General features: G+C 69.1%; 18 protein-coding genes. 15 read left to right on the top strand and 3 right to left on the bottom strand.

Going from position 1 to position 16,719, the window contains the following annotated elements:
• Positions 1 to 59 precede the first annotated feature (59 nt).
• A complete protein-coding gene (locus tag CLU95_RS00225; RefSeq protein ID WP_099789210.1) occupies positions 60 to 1,571 on the top strand; it encodes a helicase HerA-like C-terminal domain-containing protein in 1,512 nt (503 codons plus the stop codon).
• A 10-nt stretch (positions 1,572 to 1,581) separates the two neighbouring features.
• Here CLU95_RS00225 and CLU95_RS00230 read toward each other — a convergent pair whose 3' ends face one another.
• Both CLU95_RS00230 and CLU95_RS00235 read right to left on the bottom strand, forming a co-directional pair.
• The gene (locus tag CLU95_RS00230) at positions 1,582 to 2,223 is read right to left on the bottom strand and encodes a DUF1109 domain-containing protein (RefSeq protein ID WP_099789212.1); all 642 of its coding nucleotides are present in this window, start codon (positions 2,221 to 2,223) and stop codon (positions 1,582 to 1,584) included.
• Positions 2,220 to 2,804, bottom strand: a complete 585-nt coding sequence (locus CLU95_RS00235) for a sigma-70 family RNA polymerase sigma factor (RefSeq protein ID WP_099789214.1) — start codon at positions 2,802 to 2,804, stop codon at positions 2,220 to 2,222. Before CLU95_RS00235 ends, CLU95_RS00230 begins: the two co-directional genes overlap by 4 nt.
• Positions 2,805 to 2,886: 82 nt before the next feature.
• On the opposite strand from CLU95_RS00235, the gene CLU95_RS00240 reads away from it, so the two are divergent.
• The 14 genes from CLU95_RS00240 to CLU95_RS00305 all read left to right on the top strand — a co-directional run bounded on the left by CLU95_RS00240 (position 2,887) and on the right by CLU95_RS00305 (position 16,170).
• On the top strand, positions 2,887 to 3,306 hold the full coding sequence (locus CLU95_RS00240) for a hypothetical protein (protein ID WP_099789216.1): 420 nt from the start codon (positions 2,887 to 2,889) through the stop codon (positions 3,304 to 3,306).
• 14 nt (positions 3,307 to 3,320) lie between these two features.
• The gene (locus tag CLU95_RS00245) at positions 3,321 to 3,788 is read left to right on the top strand and encodes a DUF6152 family protein (protein ID WP_099789218.1); all 468 of its coding nucleotides are present in this window, start codon (positions 3,321 to 3,323) and stop codon (positions 3,786 to 3,788) included.
• Positions 3,789 to 3,870: 82 nt separating this feature from the next.
• Positions 3,871 to 5,196: a GTP cyclohydrolase II gene (locus tag CLU95_RS00250; RefSeq protein WP_099789220.1), complete on the top strand. Its 1,326-nt coding sequence runs from the start codon at positions 3,871 to 3,873 to the stop codon at positions 5,194 to 5,196.
• On the top strand, positions 5,193 to 6,590 hold the full coding sequence (locus CLU95_RS00255) for a URC4/urg3 family protein (protein ID WP_099789222.1): 1,398 nt from the start codon (positions 5,193 to 5,195) through the stop codon (positions 6,588 to 6,590). Before CLU95_RS00250 ends, CLU95_RS00255 begins: the two co-directional genes overlap by 4 nt.
• Before the next feature lie 51 nt (positions 6,591 to 6,641).
• Complete coding sequence (upp, locus tag CLU95_RS00260) at positions 6,642 to 7,271, top strand: uracil phosphoribosyltransferase (protein WP_099789224.1); 630 nt, start codon at positions 6,642 to 6,644, stop codon at positions 7,269 to 7,271.
• A gap of 189 nt (positions 7,272 to 7,460) precedes the next feature.
• Positions 7,461 to 8,462 carry a BMP family protein gene (locus tag CLU95_RS00265; protein WP_099789226.1) on the top strand — a complete coding sequence of 334 codons (1,002 nt, stop codon included), beginning with the start codon at positions 7,461 to 7,463 and terminating at the stop codon, positions 8,460 to 8,462.
• Positions 8,463 to 8,470: 8 nt separating this feature from the next.
• Positions 8,471 to 9,421 (top strand): 5'-methylthioadenosine/S-adenosylhomocysteine nucleosidase, encoded by a 951-nt coding sequence (locus tag CLU95_RS00270; RefSeq protein WP_099789228.1) that lies wholly within the window; start codon positions 8,471 to 8,473, stop codon positions 9,419 to 9,421.
• 74 nt (positions 9,422 to 9,495) lie between these two features.
• A complete protein-coding gene (locus CLU95_RS00275; protein ID WP_257214494.1) occupies positions 9,496 to 10,158 on the top strand; it encodes an alpha/beta fold hydrolase in 663 nt (220 codons plus the stop codon).
• Positions 10,155 to 11,744: an ABC transporter ATP-binding protein gene (locus CLU95_RS00280; protein WP_099789230.1), complete on the top strand. Its 1,590-nt coding sequence runs from the start codon at positions 10,155 to 10,157 to the stop codon at positions 11,742 to 11,744. The genes CLU95_RS00275 and CLU95_RS00280 overlap by 4 nt, the downstream gene beginning before the upstream one ends.
• On the top strand, positions 11,744 to 12,808 hold the full coding sequence (locus tag CLU95_RS00285; RefSeq protein ID WP_180288712.1) for an ABC transporter permease: 1,065 nt from the start codon (positions 11,744 to 11,746) through the stop codon (positions 12,806 to 12,808). Before CLU95_RS00280 ends, CLU95_RS00285 begins: the two co-directional genes overlap by 1 nt.
• Positions 12,809 to 12,938: 130 nt before the next feature.
• Entirely contained in the window at positions 12,939 to 13,862 is a 924-nt protein-coding gene (locus CLU95_RS00290) for an ABC transporter permease (protein WP_099789232.1), read from the top strand.
• A gap of 1 nt (position 13,863) precedes the next feature.
• Positions 13,864 to 14,334: a hypothetical protein gene (locus CLU95_RS00295; RefSeq protein WP_257214495.1), complete on the top strand. Its 471-nt coding sequence runs from the start codon at positions 13,864 to 13,866 to the stop codon at positions 14,332 to 14,334.
• Between the two features lie 28 nt (positions 14,335 to 14,362).
• Entirely contained in the window at positions 14,363 to 15,643 is a 1,281-nt protein-coding gene (locus CLU95_RS00300; protein ID WP_099789234.1) for an amidohydrolase family protein, read from the top strand.
• 17 nt (positions 15,644 to 15,660) lie between these two features.
• Positions 15,661 to 16,170: a DinB family protein gene (locus tag CLU95_RS00305; RefSeq protein ID WP_099789236.1), complete on the top strand. Its 510-nt coding sequence runs from the start codon at positions 15,661 to 15,663 to the stop codon at positions 16,168 to 16,170.
• A gap of 1 nt (position 16,171) precedes the next feature.
• Here the strand turns inward: CLU95_RS00305 and CLU95_RS00310 are convergent, their stop codons facing one another.
• Positions 16,172 to 16,663, bottom strand: a complete 492-nt coding sequence (locus CLU95_RS00310) for a RidA family protein (RefSeq protein WP_099789238.1) — start codon at positions 16,661 to 16,663, stop codon at positions 16,172 to 16,174.
• Positions 16,664 to 16,719: the final 56 nt, after the last annotated feature.

Genomic DNA, 16,719 nt, shown 5'->3' on the forward strand with positions numbered 1-16,719 from the left:
TGAATTATAGGAGTGGCGGTTGATTAGACTGCGCGCTTCGATACGACCCGGAGCGCCCCATGGCCGACCCCCTTCTGATCGCACGCCACGACACCATCGAGTGCGCCCTCCTGCCCGGCCTGGCCAACCGCCACGGCCTGATCACCGGCGCCACCGGCACCGGCAAGACCGTCACGCTCCAGACCATCGCCGAACAGCTGTCGAACATCGGCGTGCCGGTGTTCATGGCCGACGTCAAGGGCGACCTGACCGGCATCAGCCAGAAAGGCGCCGTCGGCGACAAGCTGGCCGCCACGCTCAAGGAACGCGGCATCGAGGTGCCCGAGCCCGCCGCCTGCCCCGTCACGCTGTGGGACGTGTTCGGCGACCAGGGCCATCCGGTGCGCGCCACGGTGTCCGACATGGGCCCGCTGCTGCTGGGTCGCATGCTCGACGTGAACGAAACCCAGGCCGGCGTGCTGAACCTGGTGTTCAAGATCGCCGACGACAGCGGCATGCTGCTGCTCGACCTGAAAGACCTGCGCGCCATGCTGCAGTACGTGGGCGAGAACGCGAGCCAGTTCACCACCGAGTACGGCAACATCAGCGCCGCCAGCGTGGGCGCCATCCAGCGCGGCCTGCTGCAGATCGAGACCCAGGGCGGCGACAAGTTCTTCGGCGAGCCGATGCTCAACATCTCCGACTTCATGCAGACCGTCGGCGGCAAGGGGGTGGTGAACATCCTGGCGGCCGACAAGCTCATGAACTCGCCGCGCCTGTACGCCACCTTTTTGCTGTGGATGCTGTCCGAGCTGTTCGAGCAATTGCCCGAAATCGGCGACCCCGAGCAGCCGAAGCTGGCCTTCTTCTTCGACGAGGCCCACCTGCTGTTCAACGAGGCGCCCAAGGCGCTCGTCGAACGCATCGAGCTGGTGGTGCGGCTGGTGCGCTCCAAGGGTGTCGGCGTGTACTTCGTGACGCAAAACCCGCTGGACATTCCCGATTCGGTGCTGGCCCAGCTCGGCAACCGGGTGCAGCACGCGCTGCGTGCCTTCACGCCGCGCGACCAGAAGGCCGTAAAGGCTGCTGCCAGCACCATGCGCCAGAAACCCGGCCTGGACATCGAGACCGCCATCACCGAACTCGCCGTGGGCGAGGCGCTGGTGAGCTTCCTGGATTCCAAGGGCCGCCCGAGCATCACCGAGCGCGTGTACGTGCTGCCGCCGGGCAGCCAGCTCGGCCCGATCACGCCCGACCAGCGCAAGGCGCTCATTGCCGGGTCGCTGGTGGCCGGCGTGTACGAAAAGACGGTCGACCGCGAATCGGCCTACGAAAAGCTCAAGGGCCGCGCCGAGAGCGCACCCGATGCGCCGGCCGCAGCCGGCAAGGGCGCAGCGGCGGCAGAAGAGTCGTCCGGCATGGGCGGCATGCTCAACGACATGCTCTTCGGCAGCACCGGCCCGCGCGGCGGCAAGCGCGACGGCCTCGTGCAGACGATGGCCAAGTCGGCGGTGCGCACCATGGGCACCTCGGTGGGCAAGGAGATCCTGCGCGGCGTGCTGGGCGGGATCTTCGGCAGCAAGAAGCGCTGAAGCAGCGCCCTTACCAGCGCAGCAGGCGCGGTCCCAGCATCGCGCCCAGCAACACCGGCACAGCAATCCCGCTCACGAACCAGACCGCGAGAAACGGGGCCGCGAGTTCGGGACAGCGCAACGCATACACCGACGCGCCGATGCCGCCCGCCAGCGCCCCGGCGGCAGCGCCCGCCCATGCGGGCCGCGTCGGGGCCAGCCCGCGCAAGGCCACGAAGGCGCCCACGAACACGGGCAGCGCAATCTGACAGATGTTGATCGCGCACAGGCGCCACGACCTCCCCATCAGCAAGGCCATGCGCTCCTCCTGCGGCGCCGAGAACCAGACCACCGCCGCCAGCACCCACAGCCCCAGCACCGGCAGCACGGGGATGAGCCAGGCCTGCCGCACGGGCACGCCGGGACGGGCCAGCCGCTGGACGACCACGAAGGCGCCCACGGCGATGCCCAGCGGAAACAGCAGCTTGACCCAGAACATGGGCGAGGCCATGGCCTTCATCCCGAGCATGTCCAGCCCGTACTTGGCGAACAGGACCATGAAGGACAGCGGCAGCGCCAGGGTCAGCGCCTGTGCGAGGCGCTCGCTCGCGCCGCGCCGCCGCTCGGCCGTGGCGCCGGTGGCCAGCAGGGCCACGAGGTCGTCGGTCTTCACGCGGTGCCTCCGGTGGCGAAACGGGCCGCCAGCGCCTTGAGGCCCCGGTGGATGCCGATCTTCACGGCCGACTCCGACATGCCCGTGAGGCTGGCAGTCTCGGCCACCGACAGGCCTTCGAGCTTCACGTGCACGATCGGCAGACGCTGGCGCTCGGGCAAGGTCTGCAGCAGGCCCCCGAGGTCGCGCTTCGCGTCGCTGGCCTCGGTGGCGGAATCGGCGAACACGGCCAAGTCGTCGTCCAGTGGGTCATGCAGGTCTTCGCGGACGGCCTTGGCGCGCAGCAGATCGATCATCTTGTAGCGCGCAATCGCATGCACCCAGGCCGTCAATGGCTGGTCGCTCTGGTACGTGTGGCGCTGGTTGTGCATCGCGAGCAGGCATTCCTGGACAAGGTCTTCCACTTCATCGGGCCAGCCAAAGAGGCGTTTGCCCAGAAAAGCGCGCAGGTGCGCGCTGAGCTTCTGCAGGAATTCGCGGTACGCCCCGGCGTCGCCGTCCAGTCCCCGAAGGAAAAGGCCGCGCAGCGCCACTTCCGCGTCGCTCGCGCCTGTCCTGCTTCCTAGAAGGGTTCGTTCCATCGGGCGCGTCGGTTACAGACTTTGTAAAAAAGATTGCAAGCGATTGTGCGCGCCCCGGCGGGGGCTCCGCTAAGCTGCGCCGATGCTGGCCGGACTCGTCTCGCACCCCTGGGCCTACCCGGCGCTGGAGGCCGTGCACATCGTGGGCATTGCGCTGCTGTTCGGCGGCCTGCTGGTGTTCGAGCTGCGCGCCCTGGGCCTGGCCCGCGAGCTGCCGGCGCCGCTGCTGGCCCGCCTCACGCTGCGGCCGGCCCTCGTCGGCTTCGGGCTGTGCGCCGTCACCGGGCTCACCATGTTCTCCGGCCAGCCTGACGAACTGCTCGCCAACAACGCCTTCCGCGTCAAGCTGGCCCTGATCGCGCTGGCCGGCGCCAATGCGGCGCTCTTTCACTGGCGCAGCGGCGTGGCCGCCATCGACCGTTTCGGCCAGGCGCAATGCCTTCTCTCCCTGGGGTTTTGGCTCGCTGTCATCATCTGCGGGCGCTGGATTGCCTATGTCTGAACAAGGAGAACGCGATGCTGCATCGACGCATGTTCGTGGCCGGTTCGATCAGCCTGGCCCTGCCCGCCTGGGCCCACCACGGCTGGAGCCGTTTTGACCAGGAGCGCCCGCTGTATGTGGAAGGCCGCGCCACCAAGGTGAGCTGGCGCAATCCGCACGGCGAGCTGGAGATCGAGCTGCCCGAGAACCTCGCCCTGCCGCCCGACCTGAAGCAGCGCGTGTTGCCCAAACAGAGCGCAACGGTCGACGGCGCGGCGCTGCTGGCCAAGGCGCAGTTGCCGACACGCCGCGACCGCAAGTGGCAGGTCGAGCTGGCCCCGCTCACGCGGCTGCAGGCCTGGGGCGTCGAGGAGATCAAGCCCGGCACGCCCGTGGCGGTGCTCGGCTTCACCTTCACCGGCGAGAAAGGCGACGCGGTGCTGCGCGCCGAGTACCTGTTCGTGCACGGCAAGACCTACGGCCTGCGCTCGTCTCCGGCCTGACCGTCAGTGCGGCCAGGCCGCGCGGGCCCTCGCTTGCCAGCCGCACAAGTGCTCGGTACATTGCATTTTTTGAGGGCCTCAAATGTCTGCAGACAGTACCGCGATCCCTTCCGCCCTGCCGACCGCGACCGGCGCCAGCCCGACGCCCTACCCTCCGCTCCACCCCTCGTCCTCGACCGGCCACATCCGCCTGACCTCGCATGCCGGCGGCTTCGGCGCGCTGCCCATCCAGTGGGGCGCAGCCACCGCCCCCGAGCGCGGGCCGGTGGTCGGCACCACCACCAAACGCGCGCACCGCAACGTCATCGGCACCCACAGCGGCTCGTACAGCGTGTACCGCGCGCTCGCCGTGGCGGCCGGCGCCCTGAAGCGCGAACACAAGGCCGACCTCACCAACACCGCGCCGACCGACGTCATCGGCCCCTACCCGCAGTGGAGCGAGCCCGGACGCATCGTCTCGCTCGACCCCTGGGGTGCGCTGGTGGCCGATGTGTTTGCTACCGAACTCGCGGCCGGCTACGACATCCGCCCGACCATCGCGATCACCAAGGCCCATGTGATCCTGCCCGAGGTGATCGAGGCGCTGCAAAGCGGCCGCCTCAAGGCCGACGGCCACTTCCTCACCACGGGCGGCGCCGCAATGGTGACCAAGGCTGCCGTCGAGCCCGTGTGGTTCCTGCCCGAGGTGGCGCGCCGCTTCGGCTGCTCCGAGACCGACCTGCGCCGCACGCTCTTCGAAGAAACCGGCGGCATGTACCCCGAACTCGTCACGCGCTCCGACCTCGAGGTGTTCCTGCCGCCCATCGGCGGGCAGACGCTCTACATCTTCGGCAACCCGCGCGACCTGGCCAACCCGGACGTGGAGCTCACCGCGCGCATCCACGACGAGTGCAACGGCTCCGACGTGTTCGGCTCCGACATCTGCACCTGTCGCCCCTACCTCACGCACGCCATCGAGGAATGCATCCAGGGCGCGCAGCGCGGCGGCGTGGGCCTCATCGCCTACTCGCGCAAGGAAGGCCGCGCGCTCGGCGAAGTGACCAAGTTCCTGGTCTACAACGCCCGCAAGCGTCAGGTCGGCGGCGACACGGCCGACCAGTATTTCGCGCGCACCGAGTGCGTGGCCGGCGTGCAGGACATGCGCTTCCAGGAGCTGATGCCCGACGTCTTCCACTGGCTGGGCATCAAGAAGATCCACCGCCTCGTGTCGATGAGCAACATGAAGTTCGACGCCATCACCGGCTCGGGCATCGAGATCGGCGAGCGCGTGAACATTCCCGACGCACTGATCCCGGCTGACGCCCGCGTCGAGATGGACGCCAAGATGGCGGCCGGCTACTTCACCCCCGGCCCGGTGCCGGACGCAGAGGAACTGAAAAAGGCCAAGGGCCGGGGACTGAGCGAATGAGCCGCAGCACCGACATCGACCTGCCCGCCGACGGTTCCGGCAGCCTGCGCCCCGGCGGTGCGGGCCATGTCGATCCGTCGATCGAATTCACGCCCGACACCGGCCACGCGGCCGGCGCCGCCAGCCTGCTGCGCACCACCGCCGCCATCCGCCAGCGTGCCGGCGCCCTGCTGGCGCGCGCGCGCCGCGGCGAGTCGCAGTGGTTCCGCATCGGCAGCGACGACGCGCTCGAAGACGCGGCGCGCACCGTGGCCGAGGTCACGCGCGAGCGCTATCCGTGGGACACCATCCCGTACCACAGCCGCTGGCGCCACTTCGAGGCCGGCGGCGTCGACCGCCGCCAGCAGCTCGATGCATTGCTCGGCAAAGGCATCGACGCCCGCCAACGCGCCCGCGTCTACATCGACCTCACGGTGGTGAGCGTGCTGCTCGACGCCGGCGCCGGCCCGACCTGGCACTACACCGAGTCGGCCACCGGCCAGCGCTTCACGCGCTCCGAAGGGCTGGGCGTGGCGTGCTTCCATGCATTCACCAGCGGCCTCTTCTCGTCCGACCCCGACCATCCATTGCAGGCCGACGCCGCCGGCCTGCGCGGCCTCGTCACCGACCGGCTGGGCGATGCCTTCCAGGTGAGCGAGGTCAATCCGCTGGTCGGCCTCGCGGGCCGCGCCACGCTGCTGCGCCGGCTCGGCGAGGCCATGAACGAACAGCCCGAGACCTTCGGCGACGACGGCCGACCGGGCCGCCTGTTCGATGCGCTGGTCGGACCCTTCGGCCCGGCTGCGCCGCCCACGGCCGAGATCACCGCGCACCAGATCCTGTCGCTGCTGCTCGACACCCTCTCGCACATCTGGCCCTCGGCCAACGCCATCGACAGCCTGGCGGCCGACGGCAGCGACAACGTGGGCGGCACCGGCGACCCGGCCTTTGCGCTGGGCGACTGCTGGCGCCACAGCGCCGTCACCGGCCCCGGGCTCACCAACGGCTGGATGCCGTTCCACAAGCTGTCGCAGTGGCTCACCTACTCGCTGCTCGAGCCCTTCGAATGGGCCGGCGTGAAGGTGCGGCATCTCGACGCGCTCACCGCCCTGCCCGAGTACCGCAACGGAGGCCTGCTGATCGACAGCGGCGTGATCGTGCCGCGCGAGGCGGCCTTTCTCACCCGCCGCTGGAAGGCGAGTGACGAGTTCATCGTCGAATGGCGCGCCCTCACCGTCGCGCTGTTGGACGAAATCGCACCGCGCGTGCGCAAGGTGCTCGACCGCACCGCGGAAGAGCTGCCCCTGGCCTGCGTGCTCGAAGGCGGCACCTGGGCCGCGGGCCGGGTACTGGCACAGCGTTTGCGAGACGGTGCACCGCCGCTGCAGATCGAGAGCGACGGCACCGTCTTCTAGTCTTTTAGACTCTCCTGTTTTTCCGCAACGGCACACCAAAAGAAGACTCCAATGAGCAACGTCCACCTCGTCGACCACCCCCTCGTCCAGCACAAGCTCACGCTGATGCGCCGCAAGGACGCCTCCACCAACAGCTTCCGCCGGCTTTTGAACGAAATCAGCATGCTCATGGCCTACGAGGTCACGCGCGACATGCCGATGCAGGACATCGAGGTCGAGACCCCGCTGGAGACCATGCAGGCCAAGGTCATCGACGGCAAGAAGGTGGTGCTGGTGTCGATCCTGCGTGCCGGCACCGGCATCCTGGACGGCATGCTCACGGTGGTGCCGGGCGCGCGCGTCGGCCACATCGGCCTGTACCGCGACCCCAAGACGCTGACGGCCGTCGAGTACTACTTCAAGATGCCCGGCGAGATGGACAGCCGCGACGTGATCGTGGTCGACCCGATGCTGGCCACCGGCAACTCGGCCGTGGCCGCGGTCGAACGGTTGAAAGAGCTCAACCCCAAGTCGATCAAGTTCGTCTGCCTGCTGACCTGCCCCGAAGGCGTGGCCACCATGCAGAAAGCGCACCCCGATGTGCCGATCTACACCGCCGCCATCGACCGTGAGCTGGACAGCCACGGCTACATCCTGCCGGGCCTGGGCGACGCCGGCGACCGCATCTTCGGCACGAAGTAGGCTCGCCCCCAGGCTTCGCGCACTTCGTGTCGCTTCGCCAACCCCCTACCGGGGGCAACACCAGAGGCCCGGCAAAGCCGGTTCCTCGGTGTTTGCTGGAAGGGAGCCCGCCACTAGGGCGGGCTCTGTTCGGTTTTGTGGGCATGGGGATTGCAGGTTGGTTCTTTCATTTCAATCGAGGAGAAGACCGTGACAGCACGCCGTCAGTTGATCGTTCGTTCCATCGCCGTCGCCGCAGCCCTTGCGGCCGGTGCCCCGGGCCTTGCGCTCGCGCAGGCCAAGCTCAAGGTGGCGGCCGTGTACACGGTGCCTTTCGAGCAGCAATGGGTGGGCCGCATCCACAAGGCGCTGAAGGCGGCCGAGGCGCGTGGGGAGATCGAATACAAGGCGACCGAGAACGTGAGCAATGCCGACTACGAGCGCGTGATGCGCGAGTACGCGACGGGCGGCAACCAGCTGATCCTGGGCGAGGTGTTCGGCGTGGAAGCGGCGGCGCGCAAGGTCGCGAAAGATTTCCCCAAGGTCGCGTTCCTCATGGGCTCGTCGCTGAAGCCGCAGGCGCCCAACTTCTCGGTGTTCGACAACTACATCCAGGAACCGGCGTACCTGAGCGGCATGGTCGCGGGCGGCATGACCAAGAGCAACCGCATCGGCATGGTCGGCGGCTTCCCGATTCCCGAAGTCAATCGCCTCATGAACGCCTTCATGGCGGGCGCGAAGGAAACGAATCCGAAGGTGGAGTTCAGCGTGAGCTTCATCAACAGCTGGTTCGACCCGCCGAAGGCCAAGGAAGCAGCCTTCGCGATGATCGACAAGGGCGCGGACATCATGTACGCCGAGCGCTTCGGCGTGTCCGACGCGGCCAAGGAAAAGGGCAAGCTCGCCATCGGCAACGTGATCGACACGCAGGCCCAGTACCCCGACACGGTGATCGCCTCGGCACTGTGGAATTTCGAGCCTTCGGCCGACCGCGCGATCAAGCTCGTGAAGGAAGGCAAGTTCGCCGCCGAAGACTACGGCGTGTACTCGCACATGAAGCACAAGGGCTCCGAGCTCGCGCCGCTGGGCACCTTCGAGAAGAAGGTGCCGGCCGACATCGCGGCCAAGGTGAAGGCCAAGCAGGCCGACATCCTGGCCGGCAAGTTCACCGTGAAGGTGGACGACGCACAACCCAAGTCGACGGCCAAGTGAAAAAGCCGATGACGACGGTCCGCTGCCGTTCCCTCCTCGCGGCCGGCGTGCTGGCCGTGGGCCTGTCGGGCTGCGTCGGCGTCTACAAGGGCACCGGCGCGAGCATCAACAGCAGCACGCGGCTGGACGACACGCCGCGCCTGGCCGTGATCTCGGCCTTCGAGCCCGAACTCAAGCTGCTGCTGACGCGCCTGCAAGGTCCGAACAAGCACAGCGTGAACGGCGTCGAGTTCACCTCCGGCACGCTCGAAGGCAAGCCCGTGGTGCTGTTCCTCTCGGGCATCAGCATGACGAACGCGACGATGAACACGCAGCTCGTGCTCAACCGCTTTCGCATCACCGGCATCGTGTTCAGCGGCATCGCGGGCGGCGTGAACCCGTCGCTGCATGTGGGCGACGTGACGGTGCCGGCCCAGTGGGGCCAGTACCTCGAAGTGCTCATGGCGCGCGAAACCGCGCCCGGCAAGTACAGCGCGCCGCCCTTCATCACCGACGCCACGCTGCCCAACTTCGGCATGAACTTCCCGCGCCCGGTCGAGGTGCGCTCGGCCGCCAATCCGGGCATCGAACGCAAGTTCTGGTTCGCGGCCGATCCGAAGATGCTCGAGGTGGCGCGAAGCATCCGCAACGTCGAGCTGGCGAACTGCGGCGCCGGCAAGTGCCTGCCGCGCAAACCGCAGCTGGTGGTCGGCGGCAACGGCGTGTCGGGCCAGGCCTTCATGGACAACAAGGCCTACCGCGAATACACCTACAAGACCTTCCAGGCCAACGTGCTCGACATGGAAACCGCCGCCGTGGGCATGGTCGCCTACAGCAACGGCGTGCCCTACATCGCCTTCCGCTCGCTCAGCGACCTCGCGGGCGGTGGCGACGGCGAGAACGAGATGGGCACCTTCATGAGCATCGCGGCCGACAACTCGGCCAAGGTCATGCTGGCATTCCTGGCTGCCTGGAAGTGACGCTGGCGCCCACGGGCCCCCTTCGCCTTGTGCTGCTGCCGGGCATGGATGGCACCGGCGATCTCTTCGCGCCTTTGACGCAAGCCCTGGGGCCACAAGCCACCGTCGACGTCGTGCGCTACCCGGGCCGGCAAGTGATGGGCTACGACGAACTCGAACCACTGGTGCGCGCGCAGCTGCCCACGCAACAGCCCTTCGTGCTGCTCGGCGAATCGTTTTCCGGGCCGCTGGCCATTTCCATCGCAGCCTCGCGCCCGCCGGGGCTGCAAGGCCTCATCCTGTGCTGCAGCTTCGCGCGCCGGCCCGCGCCCGGCCTGGCGTTGATGCGCGCGGGCCTTCTCGACCTGTCGATGCGCCTGCTGCATTCGAAGCTGATGCGCGCGCCGATGCGGCACCTGCTGCTGGGTGGCTCGTCAGCACCGCACCTGTCGGACATGCTCCAGGCCTCGCTGAAGCAGGTGTCGGTCGCCGTCATGACCCGCCGCATGAAGGAAGTGCAGCGCGTCGATGTGCGCGACAAGCTGCCGCTGGTGCGAGTGCCCGCGATGTACCTGCAGGCGCTGCAGGACCGCGTGGTGCCGCGCCGCGCAGCAGCGGCGATCCAGCGCGGGCTGTCGGCGCTGCACCTCGTGCAGCTCGACGGTCCGCACGGACTGCTGCAGGCCTCACCCGCAGCCTCCGCCCGGGCCATCGAAAATTTCTGCCGCGGCCTGCCTTCGCCATCTGTGTCCCCATGAACCCCACCGTGCTTCGCCTCCAGGGCATCACCAAGCGTTTCGGCCCCCTCGTGGCCAATGACGCCATCTCCCTCGACCTGCAGGCCGGCGAAGTGCTCGCGCTGCTCGGCGAGAACGGGGCCGGCAAGTCGACGCTGATGTCGATCCTGTTCGGTCACTACGTTGCCGACGAAGGCCGCATCGAAGTGTTCGGCTCTGCCCTGCCGCCCGGCAACCCCAAGGCCGCGTTGGCGGCGGGCGTGGGCATGGTGCACCAGCACTTCACGCTGGCCGACAACCTCAGCGTGCTCGACAACGTGATGATGGGCACCGAGCCGCTGTGGCGCCTGCGCTCGCGCCGCGCCGCCGCCCGTGCGCGGCTGCTCGAGGTCGCACAGCGCTTCGGCCTGCCGGTGCAGCCCGACGCGACCATCGGCCGCCTCTCGGTCGGCGAGCGCCAGCGCGTGGAAATTCTCAAGGCGCTGTACCGCGGCGCGCGCATCCTGATCCTCGACGAGCCCACGGCCGTGCTCACGCCACAGGAGAGCGAGGCGCTGTTCGCCACGCTCGCGCAGATGGTGGCGCAGGGCCTGTCTGTGATCTTCATCAGCCACAAGCTCGGTGAGGTGCTGCGGGTGTCGCAGCGCATCGCGGTGCTGCGCGGCGGCAAGCTCGTGGCCGAGGCGCGCACGGCCGACACCACGCAGGCGCAGCTTGCGCTGTGGATGGTCGGCCATGCGGTCGAGGCGCCGCAACGCCGGCCCGCCAAGTCGGTGGGCGACGCGGTCTGCGTGCTCGACCATGTGAGTACCGCATCGGCGAAAGACGGTGGACAAGACCGGCTGCGCGAGGTGTCGCTCACGCTGCGCGCAGGCGAGATCACCGCCATCGCGGGCGTCTCCGGCAACGGCCAGGTCGCGCTCGCCGAGCTGCTGAGCGGCACGCGCCGCGCCGTCTCCGGCACCGCGCAATTCATGGGCCGCGCGCTGCCGCCCTCGCCCGCCCGGCTGGTGCAGCGCGGCGTGGCGCGCATTCCCGAAGACCGGCATGCGGTCGGCGTGGTCGGCGACCTGCCGGTGTGGGAGAACGCCGTGTCCGAGCGGCTGCGCAGCCCGGTGTTCTCGCGCTGGTCGTTCATCGTCCGGCGTGCGGCCGCGCGGCTGCATGCCCGGCGCATCGAGAAAGCCTTCGACGTTCGCGGCGCCGGCCTCATGGCGCCGGCCCGTTCGCTGTCGGGCGGCAACATGCAGAAACTGATCCTGGGGCGGGCGCTGCTGGCGCCCGAGCCAATGGAACAAGACATCGACAACAAGAAGTACCCGAACCGTGCACCGCGCCTCATCGTCGCGCACCAGCCGACCTGGGGCCTGGACATCGGCGCCGTCGCCTACGTGCAGCAGCAGCTCATTGCCGCGCGCGATGCCGGCGCGGCGGTGCTCGTCATTTCCGACGACCTCGACGAAGTGCTCGCGCTCGGCGACCGCGTGGCCGTGATGCACGGCGGCCACCTCGGCGAAGCGCGCCCGGCCGCGGCCTGGACGCGCGAGGCCATCGGCCTGGCGATGGCCGGCGCCACGGCGCCGCAACGCCCGGGAGCCGCCGCATGATGCGCCTCGAACGACGCCACGAAAGCTCGCGCGCCGCGCTGGTGCTGGCCCCCATCGGCGCGGTCGTGTTCACGCTGCTGGTGAGCGCGCTGCTCGTGCGCTGGGCCGGCGCGCCGGTCGGCCGCACCTACGCGCTGCTGCTGCAGGGCGGCTTCGGTTCGGTGTTCGCGTGGAGCGAGACGCTGACACGGGCCATTCCGCTGATCCTCACCGGCCTGGCCGCGACGGTCGCGTTCAAGGCGCGGCTCTTCAACATCGGCGCCGAGGGCCAGCTGTTCGCGGGCGCGCTCGCCGCCGTGGCCGTGGGCGGCATGCACGGCGGCACGGGCTTCGAGCTGTCGCCGTGGCTGCTGTTCCCGCTGATGATGCTGGCCGCTGCGGTGGCCGGCGCGCTGATGCTGTTGGGCCCGGCGCTCATGAAGAACAAGCTCGGCGTCGACGAAGTGGTGACCACGCTGCTCATCAACTTCATCGTGCTGCTGGGCGTGTCGGCGCTGCTCGACGGGCCGATGAAAGACCCGACGGCGATGGGTTGGCCGCAGAGCGTGTCGCTGCAACCTGACCTCGAGCTGGGCAAGCTCATCGCGCAGACGCGCGTGCACACCGGGCTGCTCTGGGCCGTGTCGCTCGCAGTGTGCGTGTGGGCGATCTTCAAGTACACGGTGCTGGGCTTCGACATCCGCGCGGTGGGCGCCAATGCCCGCGCCGCCGCCTTCGCCGGCGTGCCGGTGACGCGCACCGTGGTGATGGTCGCGCTGCTCTCGGGCGCACTGGCCGGGCTGGCCGGTGCCATCGAGGTGGCGGGCCGCACCAGCTACGTCACGCTCGACATGTCGCCGGGCTACGGCTACACCGGCATCGTGATCGCGATGCTCGCGGGCCTGCATCCGCTGGGCGTGATCGCCGCCGGCGTGTTCGTGGCCGGCGTGCTGGTCGGTGCCGACACCATGAGCCGCGCCGTGGGCGTGCCGACCTACATCGCCGACGTGATCGTCGCAGCCTCGCTGATCGCGGTGCTGGTGGCGACATTGCTCACGCAGTACCGCGTGCGGGTGACCAAATGACAACGCCCGTGACTTCGGTCTTGCCCCTTCCCCTCCCGGGGGAAGGCTGGGATGGGGGCATCGGCTCCCGAAGCGAGCGCCGCGTGCCCCCACCCCGGCCCTCCCCCGGAAGGGGAGGGAGAAATACCCGATGACCGACCTGCTCGACATTCTTTCCAACCCCGCCTTCTGGGTCGCGGTGCTGCGCATCGCCACGCCGCTCATCCTGGGCACGCTCGGCGTGCTGCTGTGCGAACGCGCGGGCGTGCTCAACCTCGGCATCGAAGGGATCATGGTTGCGGGCGCCTTCACCGGCTGGCTCGCGGTGTATGCCGGCGCGCCGCTGTGGGCCGGCGTCGGCGTGGCCGCGCTCACGGGCATGGTGTTCGGGTTGTTGCACGCCTTTTTGACCGTCGGGCTCGCGCTGTCACAGCACGTCTCGGGGCTGGGCATCACGCTGCTGGCGACGGCGCTGAGCTACTTCGGCTACCGCGTGAGCTTTCCGAAGGTGAACACGCCGCCGACCATCACGCCCTTCGCGCCGATGGACTGGCTGCCCGTGCCCATCCTCAACGCGCAGACCGCGCTCACGCTGTTCGCGCTGCTGCTGGTGCCGGCGGTGGCCTGGGTGCTGTACCGCACGCCGCTCGGCCTGGCACTGCGCATGGTGGGCGAGAACCCGCAGGCGGCCGAGAGCCAGGGCGTGTCGGTCGCGGCCACGCGCACCGGCGCCATCGTGGCGGGCTCCGCGCTGATGGGCGTGGCGGGCGCGTTCCTCACGCTGTCGGCCTTCAACGCCTTCTTCTTCAACATGGTGAACGGCCGCGGCTGGATCTGCGTGGCGCTGGTGGTGTTTGCCTCGTGGCGGCCCGGCAAGGCCCTGCTCGGCGCGCTGCTGTTTGCGTTCTTCGACGCGCTGCAGCTGCGGCTGCAACAATCGGGCGATGCCGTGCTGCCTTACCAGCTGTACCTGATGCTGCCCTACCTGCTGTCGATCCTGGCGCTGGTGCTGGTGGCGCGCAAGGCCAGCTATCCGCAGGCGCTGATGAAACCCTACCGCAAGGGAGAACGCTGACATGCCGATGACGCGGCACCGCCTCCGCTGCCTGCTGGCCGCCACGCTGCTCGCCATGGCCGGCAGCGGCGCCCATGCACTCGGCGCCGACTACGGCGCCGAGCGCTTCGCCACCCACGATGCCGTCACCTGGGTGCAGACCTGCGGCACCTGGGGCCCCGACCACCACGGCACCTACCGCGTGGTCCACGCCGAAGCCTTCGCGCAATCGTTCCTCTACGTGCAGTGGATGGCACGCGGCGAGGCCGACCGCAACTACAGCCTGTACGCCGTGCACACCACCGCCATCGCCGAACTCGACAACGACCACGCAGAAATTTCGCTGAGCGACCTCACCTGCCGCGCCACGCCGCGCGGCATCGTGGTGACGGCCAAAGCCGACTCGGGCCACGGCAACAAGCTGCGCCGCGTGACCATCGAGGTTGGCCCGGCGCTCGGACAGTACCGCTTCCGCGCGCAGCGCACGCGCTGAGCGCCCCCTCAAAAAAGACACCCCACCGATGCTCGACCTCCTCATCACCAACGCCACCCTCCCCGACGGCCGCACCGGCATGTCGGTTGCCGTGCAGGACGGCCGCATCGCCGAGGTCACGCCCGGCCTTGCTGCACCCGCGCACGAAACGCTCGACGCGCAAGGCCTGCTGCTCACGCCGCATTTCGTCGACCCGCATTTCCACATGGACGCCACGCTGAGCTACGGCCAGCCGCGCGTCAACCAGAGCGGCACGCTGCTCGAAGGCATTGCGCTGTGGGGCGAACTCAAGCCGCTGCTCACGGCCGATGCACTCATCGAACGCGCGCTCGCGTACTGCGACTGGGCCGTGGCCAAGGGCCTGCTGGCGATCCGCTCGCACGTGGACACGAGCGACCCCAGCCTGCTCGCGGTCGATGCGCTGCTCGAGGTGAAGCGCCAGGTGGCGCCGTACCTCGACCTGCAGCTGGTCGCGTTTCCGCAAGATGGCGTGCTGCGCTCGCCGGGCGGCGTCGACAACCTCACGCGCGCGCTCGACAAGGGCGTGGACGTGGTCGGCGGCATTCCGCATTTCGAGCGCACCATGGCCGACGGCGCCGCCAGCGTGAAGCTGCTGTGCGAGCTGGCCGCCGAGCGCGGCAAGCTGGTCGACATGCACTGCGACGAGTCGGACGACCCGCACTCGCGCCACATCGAGACCCTGGCTTCCGAGACGCTGCGCCTGGGCCTGCAAGGCCGCGTGACGGGCTCGCACTGCACGTCGATGCACTCGATGGACAACTACTACGTGAGCAAGCTGCTGCCGCTCATCGCCGAAAGCGGCGTGAGCGTGGTGTCGAACCCGCTCATCAACATCACGCTGCAGGGCCGCCACGACAGCTACCCCAAGCGCCGCGGCATGACGCGCGTGCCCGAACTGCTGGCGGCCGGCGTGAACGTCGCCTTCGGCCACGACTGCGTGATGGACCCGTGGTACGGCATGGGCTCGGGCGACATGCTCGAGGTGACCCACATGGGCCTGCACGTGGCGCAGATGACCGGCCAGGCCGGCATCCACCAGTGCTTCGAGGCCGTGACCACGCGCGCAGCGCGCGTGATGCACCTGGACGGCTACGGCCTGGAGGCCGGCTGCGACGCCAGCTTCGTGCTGCTGCAGGCGCGCGACCCGGTCGAGGCCATCCGCCTGCGCGCGACGCGGCTCAAGGTGTTCCGCAAGGGGCGGCTGCTGGCCGAGACGCCCGCGGCCACCGCCGCGCTGCACCTGCCGGGACGCGGCGACCGCACGCGCTGGATGCTCGGCGAACACTGAGTCGAAGGAGTCCTGACATGAGCGCCCCACCCTTGCTGCGCACGCTGTTCCAGTACCACGCGTGGGCCAATGACGAACTGCTGGACCGCATGGCCAGCCTCGACCCCGTACAGCATGCGGACGCCCGCCATGCCGCGATCCGCGTGGTCAACCATGCCCATGTGGTGAACCGGATCTTCGCGGGTCACCTCACGGGCACGCCGCACGGCTTCACCGACGACAACACGCCCGGGACACCCGCGCTGGCCGACCTGCGCGCGGCCGTGGCCGAGTCCGACCGCTGGTACCTCGCCTACCTCGACACGCTCACGCCAGCGCTGCTGGCCGAGTCGGTGCCCTTCGTCTTCACCGACGGCGACAAGGGCTGCATGACGCGCGAAGAAATGCTGGCCCACGTCGTGACGCACAACGGCTACCACCGGGGCGAAGCCGGCCGGTTGCTGGCGCAATGCGCGGTGCGCCCGCCGCGCGACACGCTGGCGGTGCACCTGCACCGCAGCGAACCTGCGCGCCGCGAACGCGGCTGACTCAGGCTGCGTGAACGGTCGCAACCGTCATTTCGACCTCGACCGTCGCATTCTTCGGCAGAGCATAGACGCCGACCGCCGTGCGCACATGCACGCCGGCCTCGCCGAACACGCGATGCAGCAGATCGGACGCGGCATCGGCCACCTCGCTCTGCTGCGTGAAGTCGGCCGTGCATTGCACGAAGACGCCGACGCGCAGCACCTTCTCGACCGCGTCGAGCGAACCGAGTGCCCGGCGCAGCAGCGCGAGGCTGCGCAGCGTGCAGATCTGGGCGCCCTCACGCGCGGTGTCGAGCGACACGGCATCGCCCACGCGGCCGGTGACGACCACCGTGGTGCCCACGCGTGGCACCTGCCCGCTGAGGTAGACGGTGCGGCCATCGCGCACCAGCGGCACGTAGTGGCCGCCGGCCAGGATCTCGCCGTCGAAGCTGTGGCCCAGCTCGGCGGCGATGCGGTCAGCGATCTGGTCGCGGCTGTGTGGTTCTGTCATCGGATGTCCAGGAAAACGGGCCTCGATTGTCGCCAACCGGTCTGGCACGAACAGAG

Source organism: Variovorax sp. 54, from assembly GCF_002754375.1.
Classification (GTDB): Bacteria; Pseudomonadota; Gammaproteobacteria; order Burkholderiales; family Burkholderiaceae_C; genus Variovorax.